The sequence below is a fragment of the Nodosilinea sp. E11 genome, assembly GCF_032813545.1.
Taxonomy (GTDB): domain Bacteria; phylum Cyanobacteriota; class Cyanobacteriia; order Phormidesmidales; family Phormidesmidaceae; genus Nodosilinea.
Map to the genome: position 1 here is coordinate 1,151,050 of NZ_CP136520.1, position 17,383 is coordinate 1,168,432.

Consider the following 17,383-nt stretch of genomic DNA (forward strand, 5'->3'; position numbering starts at 1 on the left):
AGCTTCGGCCCTGACCCACGCTACGTCTACCCCCCTTTATGGATGGTGCGGCGATGTCGCACTGATTGAGGGAAAACCACCGTTTGCCCCTACCAACCCCATCCACCCATCTAGTCTCAGCTTGGCTCGCGCCAAAACGTTAGATTCTCGCTGATCGGCTGTAGCATCGTGCCGGGGTAGTAAAACTGAAGAATTCGCCCATGGTTCCAGCCCAGGTTGCCTAGACGGTAAGACCCCGCCTGGCTCAGCCCCACGGCGTGGCCCCAGCCGCCGCCGACAAAGCGATAGCCGGTGAGCTGTCCCGATGCCCCCTCGGCCCCGGCGCTGTAGATCGGTTCGATGTAAAACAGCAGGCTACGGGGGGGGCGCAGCACGCGAACGATTTCATCCTTACGGAGTTCTACCGTGCCGATGTCGGTTTCTACCTCGACTAGCTGCACCCGGCCTGAGTTGGCCCGCTCAGCCACCCGCAGTGACTTCACCTGGGTGAACCCCGCCAGCGGGTGCTGCCTGCGCCCCAGATAGCCCTTGAGGTCGGCGGTAATCTCGCTCAGAGCACCTTCGTTGCGCCAGCGAAATAGCTGCCAGCCCACCTCGTTAAAACCCTCGTTAAGCGAGATAAATCGCCGAAAGGCTTCTTCAGAATTCAGCGGGTACTGGTTGATATTCCACAAGCCGTGTACCGAATCAACTACGGGGCGCAGGTAGGGGCGATCTGGCCCATCCCACACGTCGCTAAAGGCGGCGGTAATGCCCCCGCTGGTGGAGGAGTAAAGCGCGTCTACCAGCTCGTTTTGGTAGGTGAGCACCTGCCCCTGGGTGGCGGTAATCGCTTGGTCCGTCACCGTCGCTGTGCCCGTCAGCCCCCGGTACACCTGGCACTGGGTGTCGGCACAGAGTTCGTAGTCGTCGATCGCAAAGCGACGCAGGTTGCGCAAGGCGTAGGTGCGGGCCAGCACCGCCTGGGCCTGAATGGCGGGTACCGGGGCACCGGCCCCAATCTCGTGGGGTACCACGCCGCGCAAATAGGTTTCGATCGGCACGCTGTTGACCAGGGTGTAGGTGCCGTAGGTGTTGGGCTGTACCCGCAGAGTGCCGCCATAGACGCGGGTGACGGGGGGTTCGCCGGGCTGGGTCACCCGCACCCGACCCCCGCTGGCGCGAATGTCAAAGCTGTTGCGGTTGTAGCGGTAGCCGTTGGCTTCAAAGTAGGTGCGCGGAATTTGGCCGATCACCTGGCTGTCGAGAAAGACTTCGCTAAAGCCCTGGTCTTGGAGATTTTTGACCAGTAGGCGGCGCACCAGGGGGTTGTCGTAGGTCTCGCGGTTGGCCCACACTTCCCAACTGCCGGGCTGGGCGATCTCGGGCTCAATGCCGCGATCGCGCCACTCTTGGGCATTGTATTCGGCGGTTTCAAAGCTGCGGTGGTTGCCGAGCACAATGCGCTCGTTCAGGGCGGCCTCGGGCAGTTGCTCAGGGGCCAGACCAATTACCACGCGGGTGGCGGTGACGGTTTGGGGTTGGCCGTTGGTGTCAAAGCTGAGGGTGAGTTGTTCGCCCTGGAGCGCTTCTAGGACGATGCGATCCTGCATGTCTTCCCCGAATCGCTGAACGATGCCCACCTGAATCACCGGGTTGAGGGCGGCGGGGGCGGGGGCGGACAGGGTGGTGGTGAGGGCGATCGCCATGCCGCCTACGGTACCCAACCATCGCGATCGCCGATTGCCCAAGGGCCGAAACTGAAGTCGGGGCAGGGAAAGCGTAGCCATAGCGCTCTAACGAAGTAGGGTACTGCCCGCCGTTTGTGCGATCGGGTCAAAGAGATTCTAGCGGCTTCAGACCCTTTATGACCTAACCCTAACAAAAGAGCTGCGATCGCACTTTTTCTGGCTCGGGTTTTCGCGCATTATGATAAGGCAAGCAGTGACAAGCTCTCATCTTCATAAAACAATTTGATCGCGTCAAAATCTCGACGCAACACGTTTTCAACTTGCCGTGTTGAGCAGTTGCCAAGGCGAAGCCAAATGACCTTTGGTGGATTGCCAAGTACGAGGCTCAGATCGTGCATATCTGCATCTTTTGAGACAATCATCAAATTGTTGTCTTTGGCAAAATCCCAGACTATTGGGTCAATCGTTGCTTTCATGTCTACGTCGCGAACGTGAAGCGAATTTGGGAAAAGGTCGCTCAATCGGCTTGATAGTTTGGGCGACAGGTTTTCGTCAAAAAGTAATTTCATGCAGATAGAGGAGCGGTCATAAACCGACGCTCGCGATCAGCGGCATAGGCGATGCAGGCTTTTAGGTCTTCTCGCGTTAGGTCGGGAAAGTCGTCGAGAATTTCGGCTTCGGTCATCTCGGAAGCTAGGTACTCAAGGACTTCGTAGACGGTGATTCGCAAACCGCGTACGCAGGGTTTGCCGCTGCGCTTGTTTGGTTCAATTGTAATGTAGTTTCGGTAGTCCATGGTTGAAATTATTGAGGTTGTATTTTCAACATTGAGGTTGCATTTTCAACTTTTTTACAGATGATAGTGCTTACTACTACGCTACTGTGTCTCGTGTTGCTAGTTAGCGTTCAAAAGACTGATGGCTTTCGCCACTCTGTCTACCGGCTAACAGGCCTTCGATGCCAATATGTTCGTCTAAATCGGCCCACTCAATGGCGTAACCATCGCCTAAAAGTTGCCAGTTCTGCCGTTCTTCTTGAGAGGCGTGGAGTAAACGGGATACCAAGATAGAGGAACAACTAAGCTTCGTCCATCCACCAAATCTACGATTAATCTTTCATCTGTCGTTCTGATTTGTGCTGCTAGGGGTTCTGTCTCAAGTACCAAAGTAGTCATGCCATGCCTCCAATATGGAGTAGGGGTTGCTGGTCGCAGGTGACGACGGTGAAGAAGTAGGTGGCTCTTGGGGTTTGGGCGCAGCGACCGCGCATGGATGGGTGAAGGAATTTGTGCGTTTAGGGTTAGGTTACTGGGCAATAAAAATATCAGGGGAGTTGGGTTTCCTTTGTCAACCCAACCTACAAAAGATCTGCGATCACTCTCTGTGATCGCACTAGAATGGAATAATATACTCATTGTCTTCGCTTGCATCCTCCTGAGCATCATAGCCATACTTCGACGAACTTATCGCTGCTTTGTTGAACTTCGAGACAGATTTCATATGCTTATCAAAGTTTATAAGATCGACATTTTTCTCTGCTAGATGTTCAAATTCATCTGCAAAAGTACCCGAGAATTTGGCTTTAGAATAACCTGATGATCTTCCAACAAGGTTGTGAAGCCAGTTTGAATCAGACGTCGAAAGACTAATGCCTAGTTGAATTGGTGGTTTTTTATTTAGCTTGCCTTTTTGATAAGCAGCTATTATCAGCGCACGTAGGTGTGAATTTTGCATTTTACTCACTTGGGATATGAGGTCTTCATCAAGCTGCAAATCACACACAAAAGCTGTCCACAAAAGCCAGGCTATTTCATGATGCTGATTAAATGCTAGGTGTCTTTTTATCAACATAGATACTGTCTCTGACCAGCCCTGTCGATCATAGCCCTCTTGTATCGCGAATCTCTTAGTTAGTAGAAGGCAAACATAGTCAGTGCAATGATCATAATGCCATAAAACACGTTGAAGCATAGCTTCAATGCTTTCCCATGAATTTGATTTATAACATTTTGCTGTATCAAGACGACGTAGAATTAGCTTTATCGGGCTCTGCGATTTGACCAGCTTTGAAATTTCATGCGCTTTGTCAATTGCATACGAGAATTTGTCTGATGACCATACTTCAAGAGATATAGCTCTAAGTTCTTGGGCCCATACGTCGTCAAAGGCCTCAAGGCCGCTAATTACTTTCGTTTTAGTATCGTTGATCTGGAGTTCATATGTTTGCAAAACATCGCGTAGAACTGACAAAACTACTGACGCATCGACCTCACTTCTTACTCCAATATAGAAGTCATCGACGTGACGAACACCCCCGATAATTATTTTTGGATCTATTTCACCTGTCCGACTGAGGAGTTGATTGTCGATTTCACAACTTATAAATTCAGCAAAAATTCTGAACGCGTCAGGGCCAATTGTTACTCCTCTAGTTTGACCGCTTTGGCACTGTTGAGTGAACCAATCAAAAGCATTGAATGTTGCAACAGTAGAGTTATGCGTAAGATTGGCTTTGGCAACGTCACGACCATGAGCTACCCAAGATACCGCATGAGTATAGATGCTTGGAAAAAATTGCGAAATGTCAGCCTTTAATATGTACGGTGAAAAACGAAGTTGAGAAGATATTCGTTCCGTTAGTTCGCTTAAAGCTGGAACAATGATAGCTCGATCTTCCGTATCACGGCCCAACCTGATCCTGTCCAAGGACAGTTTCGAAGACTTAAATTTGGTTTCAAATATTTCCCAATTGCTGGAGATAAACTGGCAAGTGTTGAAATATGGAATAGGATTCACTGTTCCATAAGCTCTCCGATGTCCATCATGCTTTGTACCACTGTAGCGAACGTAATCTGTTGTCCGTTTGTGGAACTTTCGCTTATCTATATCTTGTATCTTTCCCTTAAAGCTTGAAGCTAAATTCTCACTATCGAAGCAAGGTGGTAAGACTTCAGGGAAAAAGCCCTTGTTGAGAAGTAAGTTCCGGATATGTGTCTGCTTTACCATATAAAGTCTTTACTGCCACCCACAGTTGACGCCAAGCGTCTGTATCAGTACTCTTTTACATTAAGCCGTTCAGCAGAACGGTGGTCACGCAGAACTCGAAAATCTTGGCGCTGCCTGAAGGTGTGTCACCACCAACAGACAGCTAACCCCGCAAATCTAACCAGCAGATTGCGAGGCTAAGGTCATGGTACCCTAGCCACCTCAGTTTGCACTTAAACTGCGGGTAGCTAGGGTTTTCGCGTTCTGTCTTCCTCAACCACACATGGAGACAGAACCGATGTTTGAATATCTCGAACCCGATGCCAGCGACGACCAAGACAACCCAGGGACCGGGTCCCTGCCGCGATCGCATGGGACAGGGGGCAACGACCGAGGGACCCGGTCCCTAAAACCCCTCAGCCCCGAGAAAGTGCGCCACATGCTCTACGGCAGCCTGGCCGCCATAGACCGCACCATCAAAATCCTCCACGCCCTCGGCTACACCGACCCCAACGATTGGAGCGACCCCATCCCCGTGCCGCCCACCAGCAGCACCCCTGGCCCAACCTCCCCAGCAGGAACAATCTGGATGGCAATCGCCACCAAAACCGTGCTGATTGAGTAACGCCCCCGCCCGCCCCCGACGGCCTACCCATTGCCGTCGGGGGCTGCGAAGTAATTTGCTGATGGCCGACGGATGGACTGACGAAACGGCCCCACCCAACCAGTTTTTTCACAACCCCAGTGCGATCGCACCCCTACTATCCATAACCAAATGTGCCGAGGACAACAAACAGCCCTGGGCTGACGGGGTATAAACCGTGGGTAAATTTAGCGGTTTTGCCTTAACACCCCGTTGCATTCCAGTCCTCAAGAGCGGTTCAACCCATGGGATACACGCCCAACTATTCTGTCATTTTTAATAACCTGGGCTTTTTCATCCAGGGGGCGATCGCAACGCTGCAACTAGCCATGACCTCCATCGCGCTGGGTCTGGTGCTGGGTATTTTAGGTGCCCTGGGCCGCACCTCCGGCAACCGCATTTTGAACGGTATCGCCGTCGCCTACGTGGAATTTTTTCGCAACACGCCGTTTCTGATTCAGTTGTTTTTCTTTTACTTTGGCTTTTCCAGCGTGGGCCTGCGCATGAGCGCCTGGCAGGCGGCGGTGCTGGCACTGGCGATCAACTTTGGGGCCTACTCCACCGAGATTGTGCGGGCAGGCATCGAGGGCATCGGCAAAGGCCAGGTGGAGGCGGGGATGGCCCTGGGCCTGAAAAAAATGCAGATCTTTCGGCGCATTATCCTGGTGCCCGCCCTGGGGAATATTTACCCTTCCCTGGTAAGCCAGATTGTGATCGCCATTCTGTTTACCAGCGTGGTGTCGCAGATTTCTGCCGAGGAGCTGACCTTTGTGGGCAGCTACCTACAATCGCGCACCTTCCGCAGCTTTGAGATCTACTTCTTTATCTCGCTGCTGTACCTGGCCATGGTGTGGATCGTGAAGCTGGCCGCCTACCTGGTTCAGCGCCGCTTTTTTGGCTTCATGCGCTACGTGCGCTGAGGGTTTTGTAGGTTTATTGCTCTCACCAATCTTGGGTTCTGCTCTATGCAAGATTTCACCCTCACTAACATTACCTACAGCCTGCTGATGGCCACCCGTTGGACGATTGTGCTGTCGCTGATTGCCTTTGTAGGGGGTGGCCTGGTGGGCTTTTTGCTGATGCTGATGCGAATTTCGCCCCTGGCCTGGGTGCGGCTGCCCAGCGTGGTCTACATCGAGTTTTTTCAGGGAACGCCGCTGATCATGCAGCTGTTTCTCGTGTTCTTTGGCATTTCGGTACTGTTTCAGGTCAACCTGTCGGCCTGGGAAGCTGCCACCATCGCCCTGACCACCTACACCAGCGCCTTTTTAGCCGATATCTGGCGCGGTTCCATTGAGGCGATCCCCCAGGGCCAGTGGGAGGCAGCCCGCGCCCTGGGGCTGAACTACGGTAAGCAAATGAAGCAGATCATTCTGCCCCAGGCGGTGAAGATGTCGGTGCCGCCGACGGTCGGGTTTGCAGTGCAGGTGGTGAAGGGCACGTCGCTGGCCTCGGTGATTGGTTTTGTAGAGCTGACGCGATCGGCGGCCTCGATCAGCAATGTCACCTTTCAGCCGTTTTTGGTGTTTTCCATGGCGGCGGTGATCTACTTCTGCCTCTGCTTTCCCCTGTCGCTGCTCAGCAAGCGCCTAGAGCGCCAGTTTGCCTTCCAGTAGCCCTCCCGTCGGGGGCGTAGGGTGCATTCGCGCAGCAATGCACCATCAAGGATCCTCGCAGAAAAAAGCTTCTCCTTGCACAACTTTTGTACACAGAATACAAGGACATAGACGATGACTGTTAAGCGCAATTCCCCTGAAAATCTCAGACCCAAGCGGTTTTGGGCAGCTTGGCGACGGCCCTGGGCTGCGATCGCGATCTCCCTCCTCATGGTCATCGGCGTGGTCGCCTGCGGGGGTGGCGGCTCAATCACCGGCCAGTCGGTAGCGGGGGATGTCACTGCCCAGGCCCCAGCCGAGGGTAGTGCCCCGGTGACCGCTGGCGCTACCCTCGACAATATTCTCAGCCGGGGCACGGTGCGGGTGGCGGTGCCCCAAGACTCGTCGCCCTTTGGCTTTGTCGGGGCCGATATGCAGCCCCAGGGCTACGACGTCGATGTGGCGGGCCTCTTAGCTGAAGCCCTAGAGGTGGATCTAGAACTGGTGCCGGTCACCAGCACCAACCGCATTCCCTACCTACAAACTGATCGGGTAGATGTGGTGATCTCCAGCCTGGGGGCTACCCCGGAGCGGGCCAAGTCGATCCACTTCTCGCGGCCCTACGCCCCGTTTTTCTCTGGCATCTACGGGGCGACCAATTTAGATGTCTCTTCCTACGATGACCTAGCAGGGTTCAGGGTAGGCGTTACCCAGGGGGCGATCGAAGATCTAGATCTGTCGGGCCGGGGGCCAGAGGGCATGACCATTCAGCGCTACGACGACAACAGCACCACAGTGTCGGCCCTGCTGGCGGGCCAGGTGGATCTGATCGCCGTGGGCAACACCATCGCCGCCCAGGTGATTCAGGAAAATCCAGGCCGCAACCTGGAGAACAAATTTGTGATGCGCAACTCACCCTGCTACATCGGTGTGCGGCGCGGTGACCTCGACATGGTTCAGTGGCTGAATGTGTTTGTCACGACCAAGATTCTAGATGGCTCCCTCGACGAACTGTCGGAGAAGTGGTTTGGCGAACCCCTGGAGCTGCCCAGCGTGTAGGGACATACCTTCTACAAAAGCGGTGCATTGCGGCTTCAAGCTACAGTCTAGTGCGGTTGGCTTGGGTTGAGGAGCCGCGAATGCACCCTACATCTAGCCGTTCATTCATCCTGAGCTATGACCTCTCCCTATCTTGACCCGGCCACCGCTGCCGCCCAGACCGTTGGTTCTGCCTCCGATGCCATCATCATCGCTGAGGGGGTTGAAAAGTGGTACGCCAATAACTTCCACGTGCTCAAGGGCGTTGACCTGACGGTGCGCCGGGGCGAGGTGGTGGTGATCATGGGGCCGTCGGGCTCCGGCAAGTCCACCTTCATTCGCACCTTCAACGCCCTTGAGCCCTACCAGAAGGGCCGCATTGAAATCGACGGCACTGTGCTCACCCCCAAGATGCGCAACGTCGAGGCCATCCGGCGGGAGGTGGGCATGGTGTTTCAGCAGTTCAACCTGTTCCCCCACCTGACGGTGCTCGAAAATGTGATGCTGGCCCCGATGGAGGTGCGGGGCTGGAAAAAGGCCCAGGCCAAAGACAAAGCGGGCGAACTGCTGGAGCGGGTGGGCATTCTCAGTCAGGCCCAGAAGTACCCCGGTCAGCTCTCGGGAGGGCAGCAGCAGCGGGTGGCGATCGCCCGTGCTTTGGCCATGCAGCCCAAAGTAATGCTGTTTGACGAACCCACCAGCGCCCTCGACCCCGAGATGGTGCGGGAGGTGCTAGACGTAATGCGAACTCTGGCTGCCGACGGCATGACCATGGTGTGCGTCACCCACGAGGTGGGCTTTGCCCGCGAGGTGGCCGATCGCGCCGTGCTGATGGCCGACGGGCTGATTGTCGAAGAGGGCACGCCCAATCAGTTCTTCAAGAACCCTCAGAGCGATCGTACCCGTCAGTTTCTCTCCCAGATCTTGCACTGATGCACTAAGACCAGTTGCCCAAAACTTGAGATGCTGGGAGCGCCTGGCCTACGTCAGCTGGGTTGTTTTTTGGGGCTGGGTTAGATTCTAGACTGCCCCCAAGTGCCCCTACCCATCCTTACGCTTGTGCAGGCGGGTGAGCGAAATTCTCGCCGACTCAGCTACTTGAAACTGGGAATCTTTCTCTAGGTAGCGCAGGGCGGGCTCGGTCTTGGGCGTGGGCAAATAGCCCAGAGCTTCGGCCAAGCGCTGGCGCACCAGCCAGTCTTCCGATTGGGCAAACTTGAGAATTTCGTCCACCGCTTCAATGTCACCGATCTCGCCGACCGCTGCGATCGCCGCCTGCTGCATCACGGCCTCGTCACTTTGCAGCGCCTGCATCAGCACATCGTGGGCGCGGGGGTCTTTGAGATTGCCCAGGGAAACCGCCGCACTAAAGCGCACCAGCCAGTCAGTATCTTCGTAAAACGCCCGCACCAACGTCTCAAAGGCGCGGGGATCTTCAAGATAGCCCAGCGCCCCTGCTGCGTCGGCGCGTATGCCGTAGTCAGGGTCAGAGGTGAGCAGATTGATCAAAATGTCGAAGGACTCTTCGTCAGGCTTAATGCCCAGGGCAAACACTGCCATCGAGCGAATTTGCAGATTTTCATCGTTGAGGGCCTGCCGAATCAGCGGTGCTGCCTGGGCCGCTGGCACATCGCGCAAAGAGGCCAAAGCCAGCATGCGGTCTTTCGAGTCTTCGCTTTTGAGCTGGGCAGAAATCTGCTCTAGATCCATGGGAAAGGTGCGGTGTGAACAATCTTCTTCAGTATAAGGAGATGGAGTGGGCGGGTGGATGTGTGGACAGGGGCATCCACCCATCTACCCACCTACCCACCTACCGCTTCCGCAGTCGCCCAAAATGCTCCTCCCCCCGCCGGGATGAGACAGAATTGGCCACAGGTTCTAGGGTGACGATCTCAAAGTGGGGTTCAAACCGCTGGCGCACTTCTGCTGGGGTGGTACCGAAGGGCGGGCCACCGGAGCGCGAGTGGGTGAAGAATACGGCCAGCAGTTCGCCCCCAGGAATGAGCAACTCGGCCACCAAAGCAACATAGCCAGGGCGCAAGGAGGGATCGATCGCACAAAAACAGGTGTGTTCGATCGCATAGTCAAACTGCCCAGCAAACTCGGGTACCAGCTCAAAAATATCTCTCTGCAACAGCTGTATCGGTAGAGCCTGGGCCTGGGCCTCTAGGGCCTGAATAGCGGAGGGGGCAAAGTCTACGGCGGTGACGGCAAACCCCTGCTGGGCAAACAATAGAGCGTCGTGGCCGCGTCCGGCACCGAGGACAATGGCCGATCCGGCCTGGGGCGCAGGCTCCGCCGCCAGCAGCGAGGCAAAGGCGGGGGCGGGCTGGCCCAGATCCCAGAGGGGGGTGCCCGATTGGTAGCGCTGTTCCCAGGCGACAGCGCTCAGGGCAGAATCTTGGCCAGAATTTTGAGCAGAGGGGGTTTGTGCGGTCACAGGTGGCTCCGGTGTATGCTCGGCGTGGTGTTTTGATCTTTTCAAAAGGTAGCGCGTATGCGGCGGCGACAGCTATTGGGCGGGCTGGGGGTGGCGACGGCGGGAATGGCGCTGGGGCAGCAGTCTGTCCCAGCTCAAGATCGGCCTAGGCTACTGCCGCCACGGCTGCGGGAGGGGGATGTAGTTGGGATTGTCAGCCCGGCAGGGGCGACCTTTGAACGCGATCGCCTCGATCTCGTGATCGACGCCGTCAGAGCCTTGGGTTTTGTGCCCCGCGTTGCCCCCCACGCCCTGGCCCGCTACGGCTACCTGGCAGGCACCGACACTGAGCGGGCCGCCGATGTCAACGCCATGTTCGCCGACCCGACGGTGAAGGCGCTGCTGCCGATTCGCGGCGACTGGGGCAGCGCCCGCATTTTGCCCTACCTCGACTACGATCTGATTCGCGCCAACCCCAAGGTGGTGATTGGGTTCAGCGATATTTCGGCCCTGCTGCTGGGGGTCTATGCCCAGACGGGTCTGGTCACGTTTCACGGCCCCCACGGCATTACCTCCTGGCGAGAAGGGCAGGTGGAGCCGCTGCGCCAAATTCTGATGGAGGGGGCCGCGCTGACCTACCGCAACCCGCTGCTGGGGGCCGACCAAGATCGGCTAATGCGCGACCAGGGCCGCATTCACACCATTGCGCCGGGGCGGGTGACAGGGCCACTGCTGGGGGGTAATCTTTCGGTGATTTCGGGCATTGTCGGGTCGCCCTATATGCCCGACACCACCGGGGCAATTTTGTTTTTAGAAGACGTGGGTGAGCCGCCCTACAGCATCGATCGCATGCTGACCCAGCTAAAGCTGGCGGGGGTGCTCGACGGGCTGGCGGGGTTTGTGTTTGGCCAGTGCACCGCCTGCGGCCCCGGCGCGGGCTATGGTTCGCTCACCCTCGAAGAGATTCTGCAAGACCACATTCGTCCCCTGGGCATTCCCGCCTACGCGGGCGCGTGGATTGGCCATGTGGAGCCGATCTGGACGCTGCCCATCGGTGGCGTAGTGACGATGGATGCGGCGGCGGGCACGCTGCAAATGCAGGCGGCGGCCGTCCTTTAGAGCTAGCCGGGTGGCGTTAGCCTGACTAAGTCGGTGGGGGCAAACTGGGTGGCATCGGTGGCCGGGGCGGTCTGCCACCCTGGCGGCACCGTTTCGAGCAGGGTGGGGGTGGGCCTAAGCAAGATCAGCGTGCCCTGGGGGTAGGCCGCCTGAAGCTGGGTTGAAGTGGGCAACGACCGATCTGGCAGTAGCCAAATAGTCGTTTCGGGTCGGAGGTAGTGACTTAGAGAAATCGCCTCCCCCAGGGCAATACCGGTTTCTTCAAGCATCAACACCGGGGCCTCCACCTGGTTTAGGTAGGCAGCTATAGAGTGATTAGAGGAGCTAAATGCCTTGCTCCACCAGGTGGAGGCGCGGTTGTTGACCATGCCCGAGGCTAAGCCTAGAGCGAGCAGAAGGGCCAGTAGGGTGGCTCCCACCCCCTTCATCCACCGCTGGGGGCTGGTCAGCCCATGGGTGATCAGGGGGGCGATCGCCAGGGGCATCAGCACCAGCGACGGCAAAAAGTAGCGGGTGTTGCGCGAGAGTTGCCCCGCCCTCACGATGTCGCTGCCGATCAGCACCAGCGGCGGCACCAGCAGCCCACAGGCCAAAAATAACACCGTCGATCGCGGATAGTTGCGCCACAGATAGCCCAGCCCCACCGCCCCCAGCCCCAAGACCAAAGTCGGCCCCGCCACCGTAAAGGGGTGGTCTAGGGGAAGATTAAAATCGACCACGGCGGCACTGTAGTGCAGACCCCACAACTGCGCCAAAAACCCTAGGGGCCTGGGTTCACGGGTCCAGGCCGTCACCGCTTGCAGTCGTCCCCACTGGCTCACAATGGTCACGATCCAGGGCAAAAACAGGCCCAGGCCCAGGCCATGGGCCAGCCCAAACCCCAGCCACGATCGCCGCGATCGCTGGCTGAGCGCGACAAACACCAGGTGACTCAGCCCCAGCAGCACCGTCATCAATGACCCATACCAGGTCAGCCCCATCGCCCACCCGTAGGCCACCCAGGCCCAGGCCGTTTTTTGCTGTAGCGCCCGCACCAGGGTGCCGTGGGCCAGCAGCAGACCGACGATCCAGAGGGTATATTCCCGCGCCTCCTGGCTGTAGATCAGCTGCACAGGCGACAGAGCCAGCAGGGCGGTCGCCACCCAGGGAATCGGCGACGGTAGCGGAAACAGCTGCCGCGCCAGCCAAAACATCACCGGCAGGGCGATCGCCCCAAACACCGCCGCGATCGCCCGGTAGCCCCCCACCGATGCGCCAAACAGCCGACCCCAGCCGTGGGCTAGCAGGTAGTAAAGGGGCGGGTGCTCGGGGTTGGCCGACAGCGAGTCCCAGCAGTCGGTGAGCGAAGGGGCCGGGGGCATCTGCTGATAGCGCAGTAGGTCTGCCGCCGTCAGGTCAGGGCGATCGCTCACAGCCGCCGCCACCGCCGGGCCAACATACCCCGCCACCCGCAGACTGGTGTAGACCTCGTCGTGCCAATAGACCTTGCGATCTAGGTTGGCAAAGCGCAACACCAGGCCGATCGCTACAGCGGCGATCGCAACCCGCTTAACCCAACTCCAGTTCTGTGCCAACCCTGCCCTCTCCCTGGCCCTAAGCGCTAACACCCAGGAAAACCTCTGTTGCCTAGCACGGCTAATGTCCAGCGCAGCCAATGGCTAAGCAGACTTGTAGACAAGCAGATTCCCTTTCATCCAGCAACTATAGCCACCGTAATGGCGACCGTAGGGTAAGCACTGCCCACCATTAACCATTAAGGAAACAATTTTCCAGCAGTCGCCCAAGTCTGCCGAGCGATCGCCCCTGCGATCGCTAGAACTGATAGCCCACGTCACCAAAGTTGGTGATCAGCGCCACGTTGGCATGCTCTAAGCTGGTCACCAGCCAGGGCACCTCTTTACAGGTGCGGCGCTCATGCACGTTAAACAGCACCGAAAAGCAGCGCTCTAGCCAGGGTTTAGCCGCCGAGCAAAACAGCACTAGCCGCAGCAATAGCCCCATGGTCAGGGTGTGGCCAACATCGTTAACCAGGTGGCGAAAATTGCGAAACACTGGCTTTTGGGGACTATCGACCACTAAAAAGTTGAGCAGGCGGCGACAGGTTTCCACCAAAATAAAGCTGTTTAGAGGCTGATTGTCAAACTCCGTCAGGGTTTCGCGCAGATACTGGCGCAGGTTGCGGGTAAAGTGGTTGCCGCTGTACTTGGGTTCTGCCGCCGCGATTGGGTGAATCAGATAGTCGACAAACTCATCTTTAAAGTCGCGGAACGATCGCACGGTTTTGCTATAGGTGGCAAACCAGCGGGCCTGGTCACGGTGGGTACGGCCATCAATTTTGCCGGTGTAAAAGCTGAGCGCCTCGTTCAGCCCTGCCGCATCTAACAGCGTCGGGTTGATGGCCTGGCCCGCTTTATCGAGAACGTGGTGTTGCGCATGGTAGCGCGCTAGCCGAATACCCAGATCGGTTTCGGCCCGGCGGCGCAGATCACTGATATTCTGCTTTTGCTCTTGCCCACTGTCCTTAGTGAGCAAACTGCTGTCGTAGAGAAATGGGTAGTGGCGAATGCGATGGGCCAGGGGCTGCTCTTCAATCACCACGCTGACCGGGGCACCCGGCTCACGCTGGGGGGTCATAATCTGCTGAAGCCGCACCAGCGACGCATACTGCTCGGTCTGGGCAAAGTCTTGAACCAGACTGTAGACCTGCTTAGCCCTAGGGTTAGAGAGAGGGGCCGGGGGCAAGTCGTTAAACAACTGCACCAGTTCTGGAATGGCCCAGTGGTCGCGAGGTTGGGTGTACCAGAGATTGATTAGGGTATAGCAGCAGCGGTTGAGAACATACTTAAACTCGCGCTCGGCGGTGTCTTGCTCAGATAAGAGCAGCAGCGCGTTGGCGATCGCACCGTCGGGGTAGTTAGCCACATCCAAAAATAGCTGGCGAAAGCGCTGGATTAGCGCTTGGGGAGACTCTTGCTTGCGCCAATATTGCCAGTGCTGGTAGAGCTGATCTTCTAGGCTAGCCGGCGGACGACTAGAGTAGTTTGACCACGAATCTAGAGAATCCCAGGGACTCATGCTGCTGACCTGATTGTAGAGGCGGAGGAACCGGAGACACCATATCCGAGAGACCATGCTACGCACTAAAAGCCAGACCCTGGAAAGGAGCCCGACTCCGATCGCCTAAGCAGTCCACCAGTAGTGAATACTACTTAGACTATTCCGTAGTACGGTCATAGTTCTGTCAATAATACCTAGGTAAGGGCTGGTTTTCTCCGCTATTTAAAATGCAATTTTTAAAGTTTTTATAGATTTTTTGTGATTTTGGTCTGTATACCGTGTGCTAAGCGGCCTCAATCTGTTTCACCACCGTCTGCGCCGAGTAGCTTACCCCTGCGGTGCCTTCGCCAGGATGGGTACAGTCGCCCACCAGCCACAGGCCCGCGATCGGCGTGCGGTTGGCAAAGCCAAAGGGGCCAAAGGTGCTGACCCGCATACCCAGCCCACCCACAGTGCCGCGATCGCGGCCTGTAAACCGAGCAAAGGTGCGAGGGGTTGCCGCCTCCACATGAATTAGATGGTCGCGGCGCAGATCAAAGTAGCCCGCCAGCCGCTGCAATGCGCTATCGGTGTAGGCCTGCTTCATCGCGTTATAGTCATCGGTTTGCCACCAGGGGCTCAGGTCAGTAAACGAAGACGCAATGATCGTGGCCCGCCCCTCGGGGGCTCGTCCGTCGCCGGGGCGGCTAACCGACACAAATAGCGTGTTGTTTTCGGCAATCGGGCCATCGTAGTCGTAGAAAAATTGTAGATGGGGCGGGCAGTCAGGCGGAATTGCCGCCGCTTCAACCCCCAGATACAGCACAAACGCACCGCTGCCCTGGGGCAGCGCCGCCACCCGGCGACGATACCCCCCCAGCCCGCCAGAGTTGGCCCCTGGTGCGGTAGCGCGATCGCCCAGCAGCTGCACCAAATTCTGCACCGTCACGTTGGCGACCACGTGGTCGGCGGGTTCTAGCCAGACCTCCCCCGTCTTTTGGTTCTGCACCGTTACCCCAGTCACGCCACGGCGATCGCGGTGCACCTGCTGCACCCCGTGGTTGAGCGCTACCACTCCCCCATCACGCACCAGCGCTGTTGCAAGACTGTCGCTGAGCACCTGCATGCTGCCGTGGAGATGCCATAACCCCTGGGGTGCTTGGGCCATACTCAACGCCGTGGCCGCATAGAGCAGGGCGGTTTCGTCGGCACTCACCTGAGAATAAAGCTTAAGCTGAAGGTCGAGAAAGGTCTTTAGGCGGCGATCGCCTCCCAGGCCCAGCCGCTCTAGCACCTGCCCTACGGTGGCAAAGGTGTAGGGCACTGTCACCAGGGTGTCGGGGCGCAGGGCCTGCACCAGTTGCCACAGATCCCAGGGGTTACGGGGGGGCAGCACCGGCTCCCGCCCCTGAAATCGCCAGCTCGGCTGAAACAGCGTTTGCATCAGCTGCCAAAATGGCTCACTGCCAGGAAACTGACGCTGGCGTTCGGCCTGCCACGCCATGGGATCGCGCCACACCTGAATGGGTTTGGTTTCGCCCGGCAAAAATACGGCACAGGCTGGATCGCAGGGCGTGGCCTCAGGCAGGGGCAGCTCTAGCTCAGCAAAAAGTTGGTGGTGAATGCCCCCAGGCTCTAGGCCCGCCACCTGGGTAGCGCCGACATCAAAGGTAAACCCCCGACGCTTAAAGGTTGACGCACAGCCCCCAGCCACCCCAGCCTGGTCAAACACCTTGACCCCATAGCCCCGGCGAGCCAGTAACGCAGCAGCGGTCAAGCCGCCAATACCAGCGCCAATCACCACTACCCTGCGCCCAACGGATGAAGCAGCACGGCCCATGCAAGTTACATTTCGTTACATCATTCTCAGCTTAGCCCAAACCGGGAGAACCGAGCGGCGGAGTAGAGCGCTAGCGTTTTGGTATCAGTCGTACTCTCGGCGACCTGCCGCAAACTGAAGCACCATGGGCAAGCCGCCATCCTGGTGGTATTTGTCGGCCCAGACCCGCAGCATTTCGTCGAGTTCTTGGAGCGCTTCCTGGCGGAGATGGGGCGCGACGTCAAAGACCTCGACCCCCCGCAGCACCCCGACTTCTTCTCGCACCCAGGCTTGCAGAAGGGCAAAGTAGCGAGCTACGTCGTCGATCATGGCAAAGACCCGTTCCTGCTCCCCTTTGGGCGAATAGGATTCGCTGGCCAGGGCATAGAGCGGAATATCCACCAGAGGAGAATCGATCTGAATGACCGTATCCGAGTGCAGCAGCCGAAACTTAATGTGAGACATCAGCGCGTCGCTGAAGGGCATCCGCTGGCTCTCCGGCAGTTCTTCTTGGGAGGTTTGATGGAGGAGTTCCATCAGTTCGTTAAACTCCACCTGGTCCAAAATCCGGGCTTGGGGAGTACCGGCGGGCAAGCTCTCCTCAATGCTTTTGCGTTCGCCAGGGGTGAGCCCCTGAATGCGGACTCGAGCTTCCCCCAGCCGACAGGGAAAGTGCTCTTGCCAGAGAAAGGGTAGGGCAATCAGGTAATAGGGTTCCTTGGAGTTGAGGACCTTGAGGCTTTGCCCTTCTGCCAAGGCGTCTTGAATTTCATGCACGATAGCCTTCACTCGCTTGGGCTCAACGTGATACAAAAAGCCGGTTTTGCGAATGTTGTTGCCTTGCTCAATAAAGGTGCTGTAAATCGCTAGCTTGGCAGCGGTGGTCGCTGCATCTAGAAATGCCCCGTAGCGATGCCCCCCCATTTTCATCGTGCTGAGAGCTAGGTTTAGCAAAATCCAATCTGCGGGGCTATTGTCTACGGCTCGCAGCAGGTCTTGTTTCAAATCGGGCGGAACTTGGGACTGGTAGGACACGGGGTAGAGAGATCTCAGGCTAGGT

Annotated in this window: 18 protein-coding genes; 7 read left to right on the forward strand and 11 right to left on the reverse strand. The window is 57.3% G+C overall.

Annotation, left to right across the window (positions count from 1 at the left end; all coding sequences use genetic code 11):
- Nucleotides 1-116: 116 nt before the first annotated feature.
- The 5 genes from RRF56_RS07500 to RRF56_RS07520 all read right to left on the reverse strand — a co-directional run bounded on the left by RRF56_RS07500 (nt 117) and on the right by RRF56_RS07520 (nt 4,675).
- Nucleotides 117-1,769 carry a SpoIID/LytB domain-containing protein gene (locus tag RRF56_RS07500; protein ID WP_317037015.1) on the reverse strand — a complete coding sequence of 551 codons (1,653 nt, stop codon included), beginning with the start codon at nt 1,767-1,769 and terminating at the stop codon, nt 117-119.
- 137 nt (nt 1,770-1,906) lie between these two features.
- A complete protein-coding gene (locus tag RRF56_RS07505) occupies nt 1,907-2,239 on the reverse strand; it encodes a DUF5615 family PIN-like protein (RefSeq protein ID WP_317037016.1) in 333 nt (110 codons plus the stop codon).
- Complete coding sequence (locus RRF56_RS07510; RefSeq protein ID WP_317037017.1) at nt 2,236-2,466, reverse strand: DUF433 domain-containing protein; 231 nt, start codon at nt 2,464-2,466, stop codon at nt 2,236-2,238. Before RRF56_RS07510 ends, RRF56_RS07505 begins: the two co-directional genes overlap by 4 nt.
- Before the next feature lie 103 nt (nt 2,467-2,569).
- Nucleotides 2,570-2,734, reverse strand: a complete 165-nt coding sequence (locus tag RRF56_RS07515) for a DUF2442 domain-containing protein (RefSeq protein ID WP_410510546.1) — start codon at nt 2,732-2,734, stop codon at nt 2,570-2,572.
- A 327-nt stretch (nt 2,735-3,061) separates the two neighbouring features.
- A complete protein-coding gene (locus RRF56_RS07520) occupies nt 3,062-4,675 on the reverse strand; it encodes an RNA-directed DNA polymerase (RefSeq protein WP_317037018.1) in 1,614 nt (537 codons plus the stop codon).
- Nucleotides 4,676-4,952: 277 nt separating this feature from the next.
- On the opposite strand from RRF56_RS07520, the gene RRF56_RS07525 reads away from it, so the two are divergent.
- The 6 genes from RRF56_RS07525 to RRF56_RS07550 all read left to right on the forward strand — a co-directional run bounded on the left by RRF56_RS07525 (nt 4,953) and on the right by RRF56_RS07550 (nt 8,863).
- A complete protein-coding gene (locus tag RRF56_RS07525) occupies nt 4,953-5,279 on the forward strand; it encodes a hypothetical protein (protein ID WP_317037019.1) in 327 nt (108 codons plus the stop codon).
- Entirely contained in the window at nt 5,272-5,472 is a 201-nt protein-coding gene (locus RRF56_RS07530; RefSeq protein ID WP_317037020.1) for a hypothetical protein, read from the forward strand. The genes RRF56_RS07525 and RRF56_RS07530 overlap by 8 nt, the downstream gene beginning before the upstream one ends.
- Nucleotides 5,473-5,542: 70 nt before the next feature.
- Nucleotides 5,543-6,217 (forward strand): amino acid ABC transporter permease, encoded by a 675-nt coding sequence (locus RRF56_RS07535; protein ID WP_317037021.1) that lies wholly within the window; start codon nt 5,543-5,545, stop codon nt 6,215-6,217.
- Nucleotides 6,218-6,262: 45 nt separating this feature from the next.
- Nucleotides 6,263-6,913, forward strand: a complete 651-nt coding sequence (locus tag RRF56_RS07540) for an amino acid ABC transporter permease (protein ID WP_317037022.1) — start codon at nt 6,263-6,265, stop codon at nt 6,911-6,913.
- Nucleotides 6,914-7,027: 114 nt separating this feature from the next.
- The gene (locus RRF56_RS07545; RefSeq protein ID WP_317037023.1) at nt 7,028-7,951 is read left to right on the forward strand and encodes a transporter substrate-binding domain-containing protein; all 924 of its coding nucleotides are present in this window, start codon (nt 7,028-7,030) and stop codon (nt 7,949-7,951) included.
- Nucleotides 7,952-8,068: 117 nt separating this feature from the next.
- Nucleotides 8,069-8,863: an amino acid ABC transporter ATP-binding protein gene (locus tag RRF56_RS07550; protein WP_317037024.1), complete on the forward strand. Its 795-nt coding sequence runs from the start codon at nt 8,069-8,071 to the stop codon at nt 8,861-8,863.
- A 108-nt stretch (nt 8,864-8,971) separates the two neighbouring features.
- Here RRF56_RS07550 and RRF56_RS07555 read toward each other — a convergent pair whose 3' ends face one another.
- Both RRF56_RS07555 and RRF56_RS07560 read right to left on the reverse strand, forming a co-directional pair.
- Complete coding sequence (locus RRF56_RS07555) at nt 8,972-9,640, reverse strand: HEAT repeat domain-containing protein (protein ID WP_317037025.1); 669 nt, start codon at nt 9,638-9,640, stop codon at nt 8,972-8,974.
- A 100-nt stretch (nt 9,641-9,740) separates the two neighbouring features.
- Nucleotides 9,741-10,370: a methyltransferase domain-containing protein gene (locus RRF56_RS07560; RefSeq protein WP_317037026.1), complete on the reverse strand. Its 630-nt coding sequence runs from the start codon at nt 10,368-10,370 to the stop codon at nt 9,741-9,743.
- Between the two features lie 57 nt (nt 10,371-10,427).
- On the opposite strand from RRF56_RS07560, the gene RRF56_RS07565 reads away from it, so the two are divergent.
- The gene (locus tag RRF56_RS07565; protein WP_317037027.1) at nt 10,428-11,468 is read left to right on the forward strand and encodes an LD-carboxypeptidase; all 1,041 of its coding nucleotides are present in this window, start codon (nt 10,428-10,430) and stop codon (nt 11,466-11,468) included.
- A 2-nt stretch (nt 11,469-11,470) separates the two neighbouring features.
- On the opposite strand, the gene RRF56_RS07570 is transcribed toward RRF56_RS07565, so the two are convergent.
- From RRF56_RS07570 to hetR, 4 genes are all read right to left on the reverse strand, one after another.
- Nucleotides 11,471-13,042, reverse strand: a complete 1,572-nt coding sequence (locus RRF56_RS07570; RefSeq protein ID WP_317037028.1) for a glycosyltransferase family 39 protein — start codon at nt 13,040-13,042, stop codon at nt 11,471-11,473.
- 238 nt (nt 13,043-13,280) lie between these two features.
- Entirely contained in the window at nt 13,281-14,543 is a 1,263-nt protein-coding gene (locus RRF56_RS07575; protein WP_317037029.1) for a hypothetical protein, read from the reverse strand.
- A 265-nt stretch (nt 14,544-14,808) separates the two neighbouring features.
- Nucleotides 14,809-16,344 carry a C-3',4' desaturase CrtD gene (crtD, locus tag RRF56_RS07580; RefSeq protein WP_317037030.1) on the reverse strand — a complete coding sequence of 512 codons (1,536 nt, stop codon included), beginning with the start codon at nt 16,342-16,344 and terminating at the stop codon, nt 14,809-14,811.
- 84 nt (nt 16,345-16,428) lie between these two features.
- A complete protein-coding gene (hetR, locus tag RRF56_RS07585) occupies nt 16,429-17,358 on the reverse strand; it encodes a heterocyst differentiation control protein (RefSeq protein ID WP_317037031.1) in 930 nt (309 codons plus the stop codon).
- Nucleotides 17,359-17,383 lie beyond the last annotated feature (25 nt).

Coding starts and splice junctions, on each gene's coding strand:
- RRF56_RS07500 (WP_317037015.1), bottom strand. CDS start 1,769: ATGGCTACGCTTTCCCTGCCCCGACTTCAGTTTCGGCCCTTGGGCAAT.
- RRF56_RS07505 (WP_317037016.1), bottom strand. CDS start 2,239: ATGAAATTACTTTTTGACGAAAACCTGTCGCCCAAACTATCAAGCCGA.
- RRF56_RS07510 (WP_317037017.1), bottom strand. CDS start 2,466: ATGGACTACCGAAACTACATTACAATTGAACCAAACAAGCGCAGCGGC.
- RRF56_RS07520 (WP_317037018.1), bottom strand. CDS start 4,675: ATGGTAAAGCAGACACATATCCGGAACTTACTTCTCAACAAGGGCTTT.
- RRF56_RS07525 (WP_317037019.1), top strand. CDS start 4,953: ATGTTTGAATATCTCGAACCCGATGCCAGCGACGACCAAGACAACCCA.
- RRF56_RS07535 (WP_317037021.1), top strand. CDS start 5,543: ATGGGATACACGCCCAACTATTCTGTCATTTTTAATAACCTGGGCTTT.
- RRF56_RS07540 (WP_317037022.1), top strand. CDS start 6,263: ATGCAAGATTTCACCCTCACTAACATTACCTACAGCCTGCTGATGGCC.
- RRF56_RS07545 (WP_317037023.1), top strand. CDS start 7,028: ATGACTGTTAAGCGCAATTCCCCTGAAAATCTCAGACCCAAGCGGTTT.
- RRF56_RS07550 (WP_317037024.1), top strand. CDS start 8,069: ATGACCTCTCCCTATCTTGACCCGGCCACCGCTGCCGCCCAGACCGTT.
- RRF56_RS07555 (WP_317037025.1), bottom strand. CDS start 9,640: ATGGATCTAGAGCAGATTTCTGCCCAGCTCAAAAGCGAAGACTCGAAA.
- RRF56_RS07565 (WP_317037027.1), top strand. CDS start 10,428: ATGCGGCGGCGACAGCTATTGGGCGGGCTGGGGGTGGCGACGGCGGGA.
- RRF56_RS07575 (WP_317037029.1), bottom strand. CDS start 14,543: ATGAGTCCCTGGGATTCTCTAGATTCGTGGTCAAACTACTCTAGTCGT.
- crtD (WP_317037030.1), bottom strand. CDS start 16,344: ATGGGCCGTGCTGCTTCATCCGTTGGGCGCAGGGTAGTGGTGATTGGC.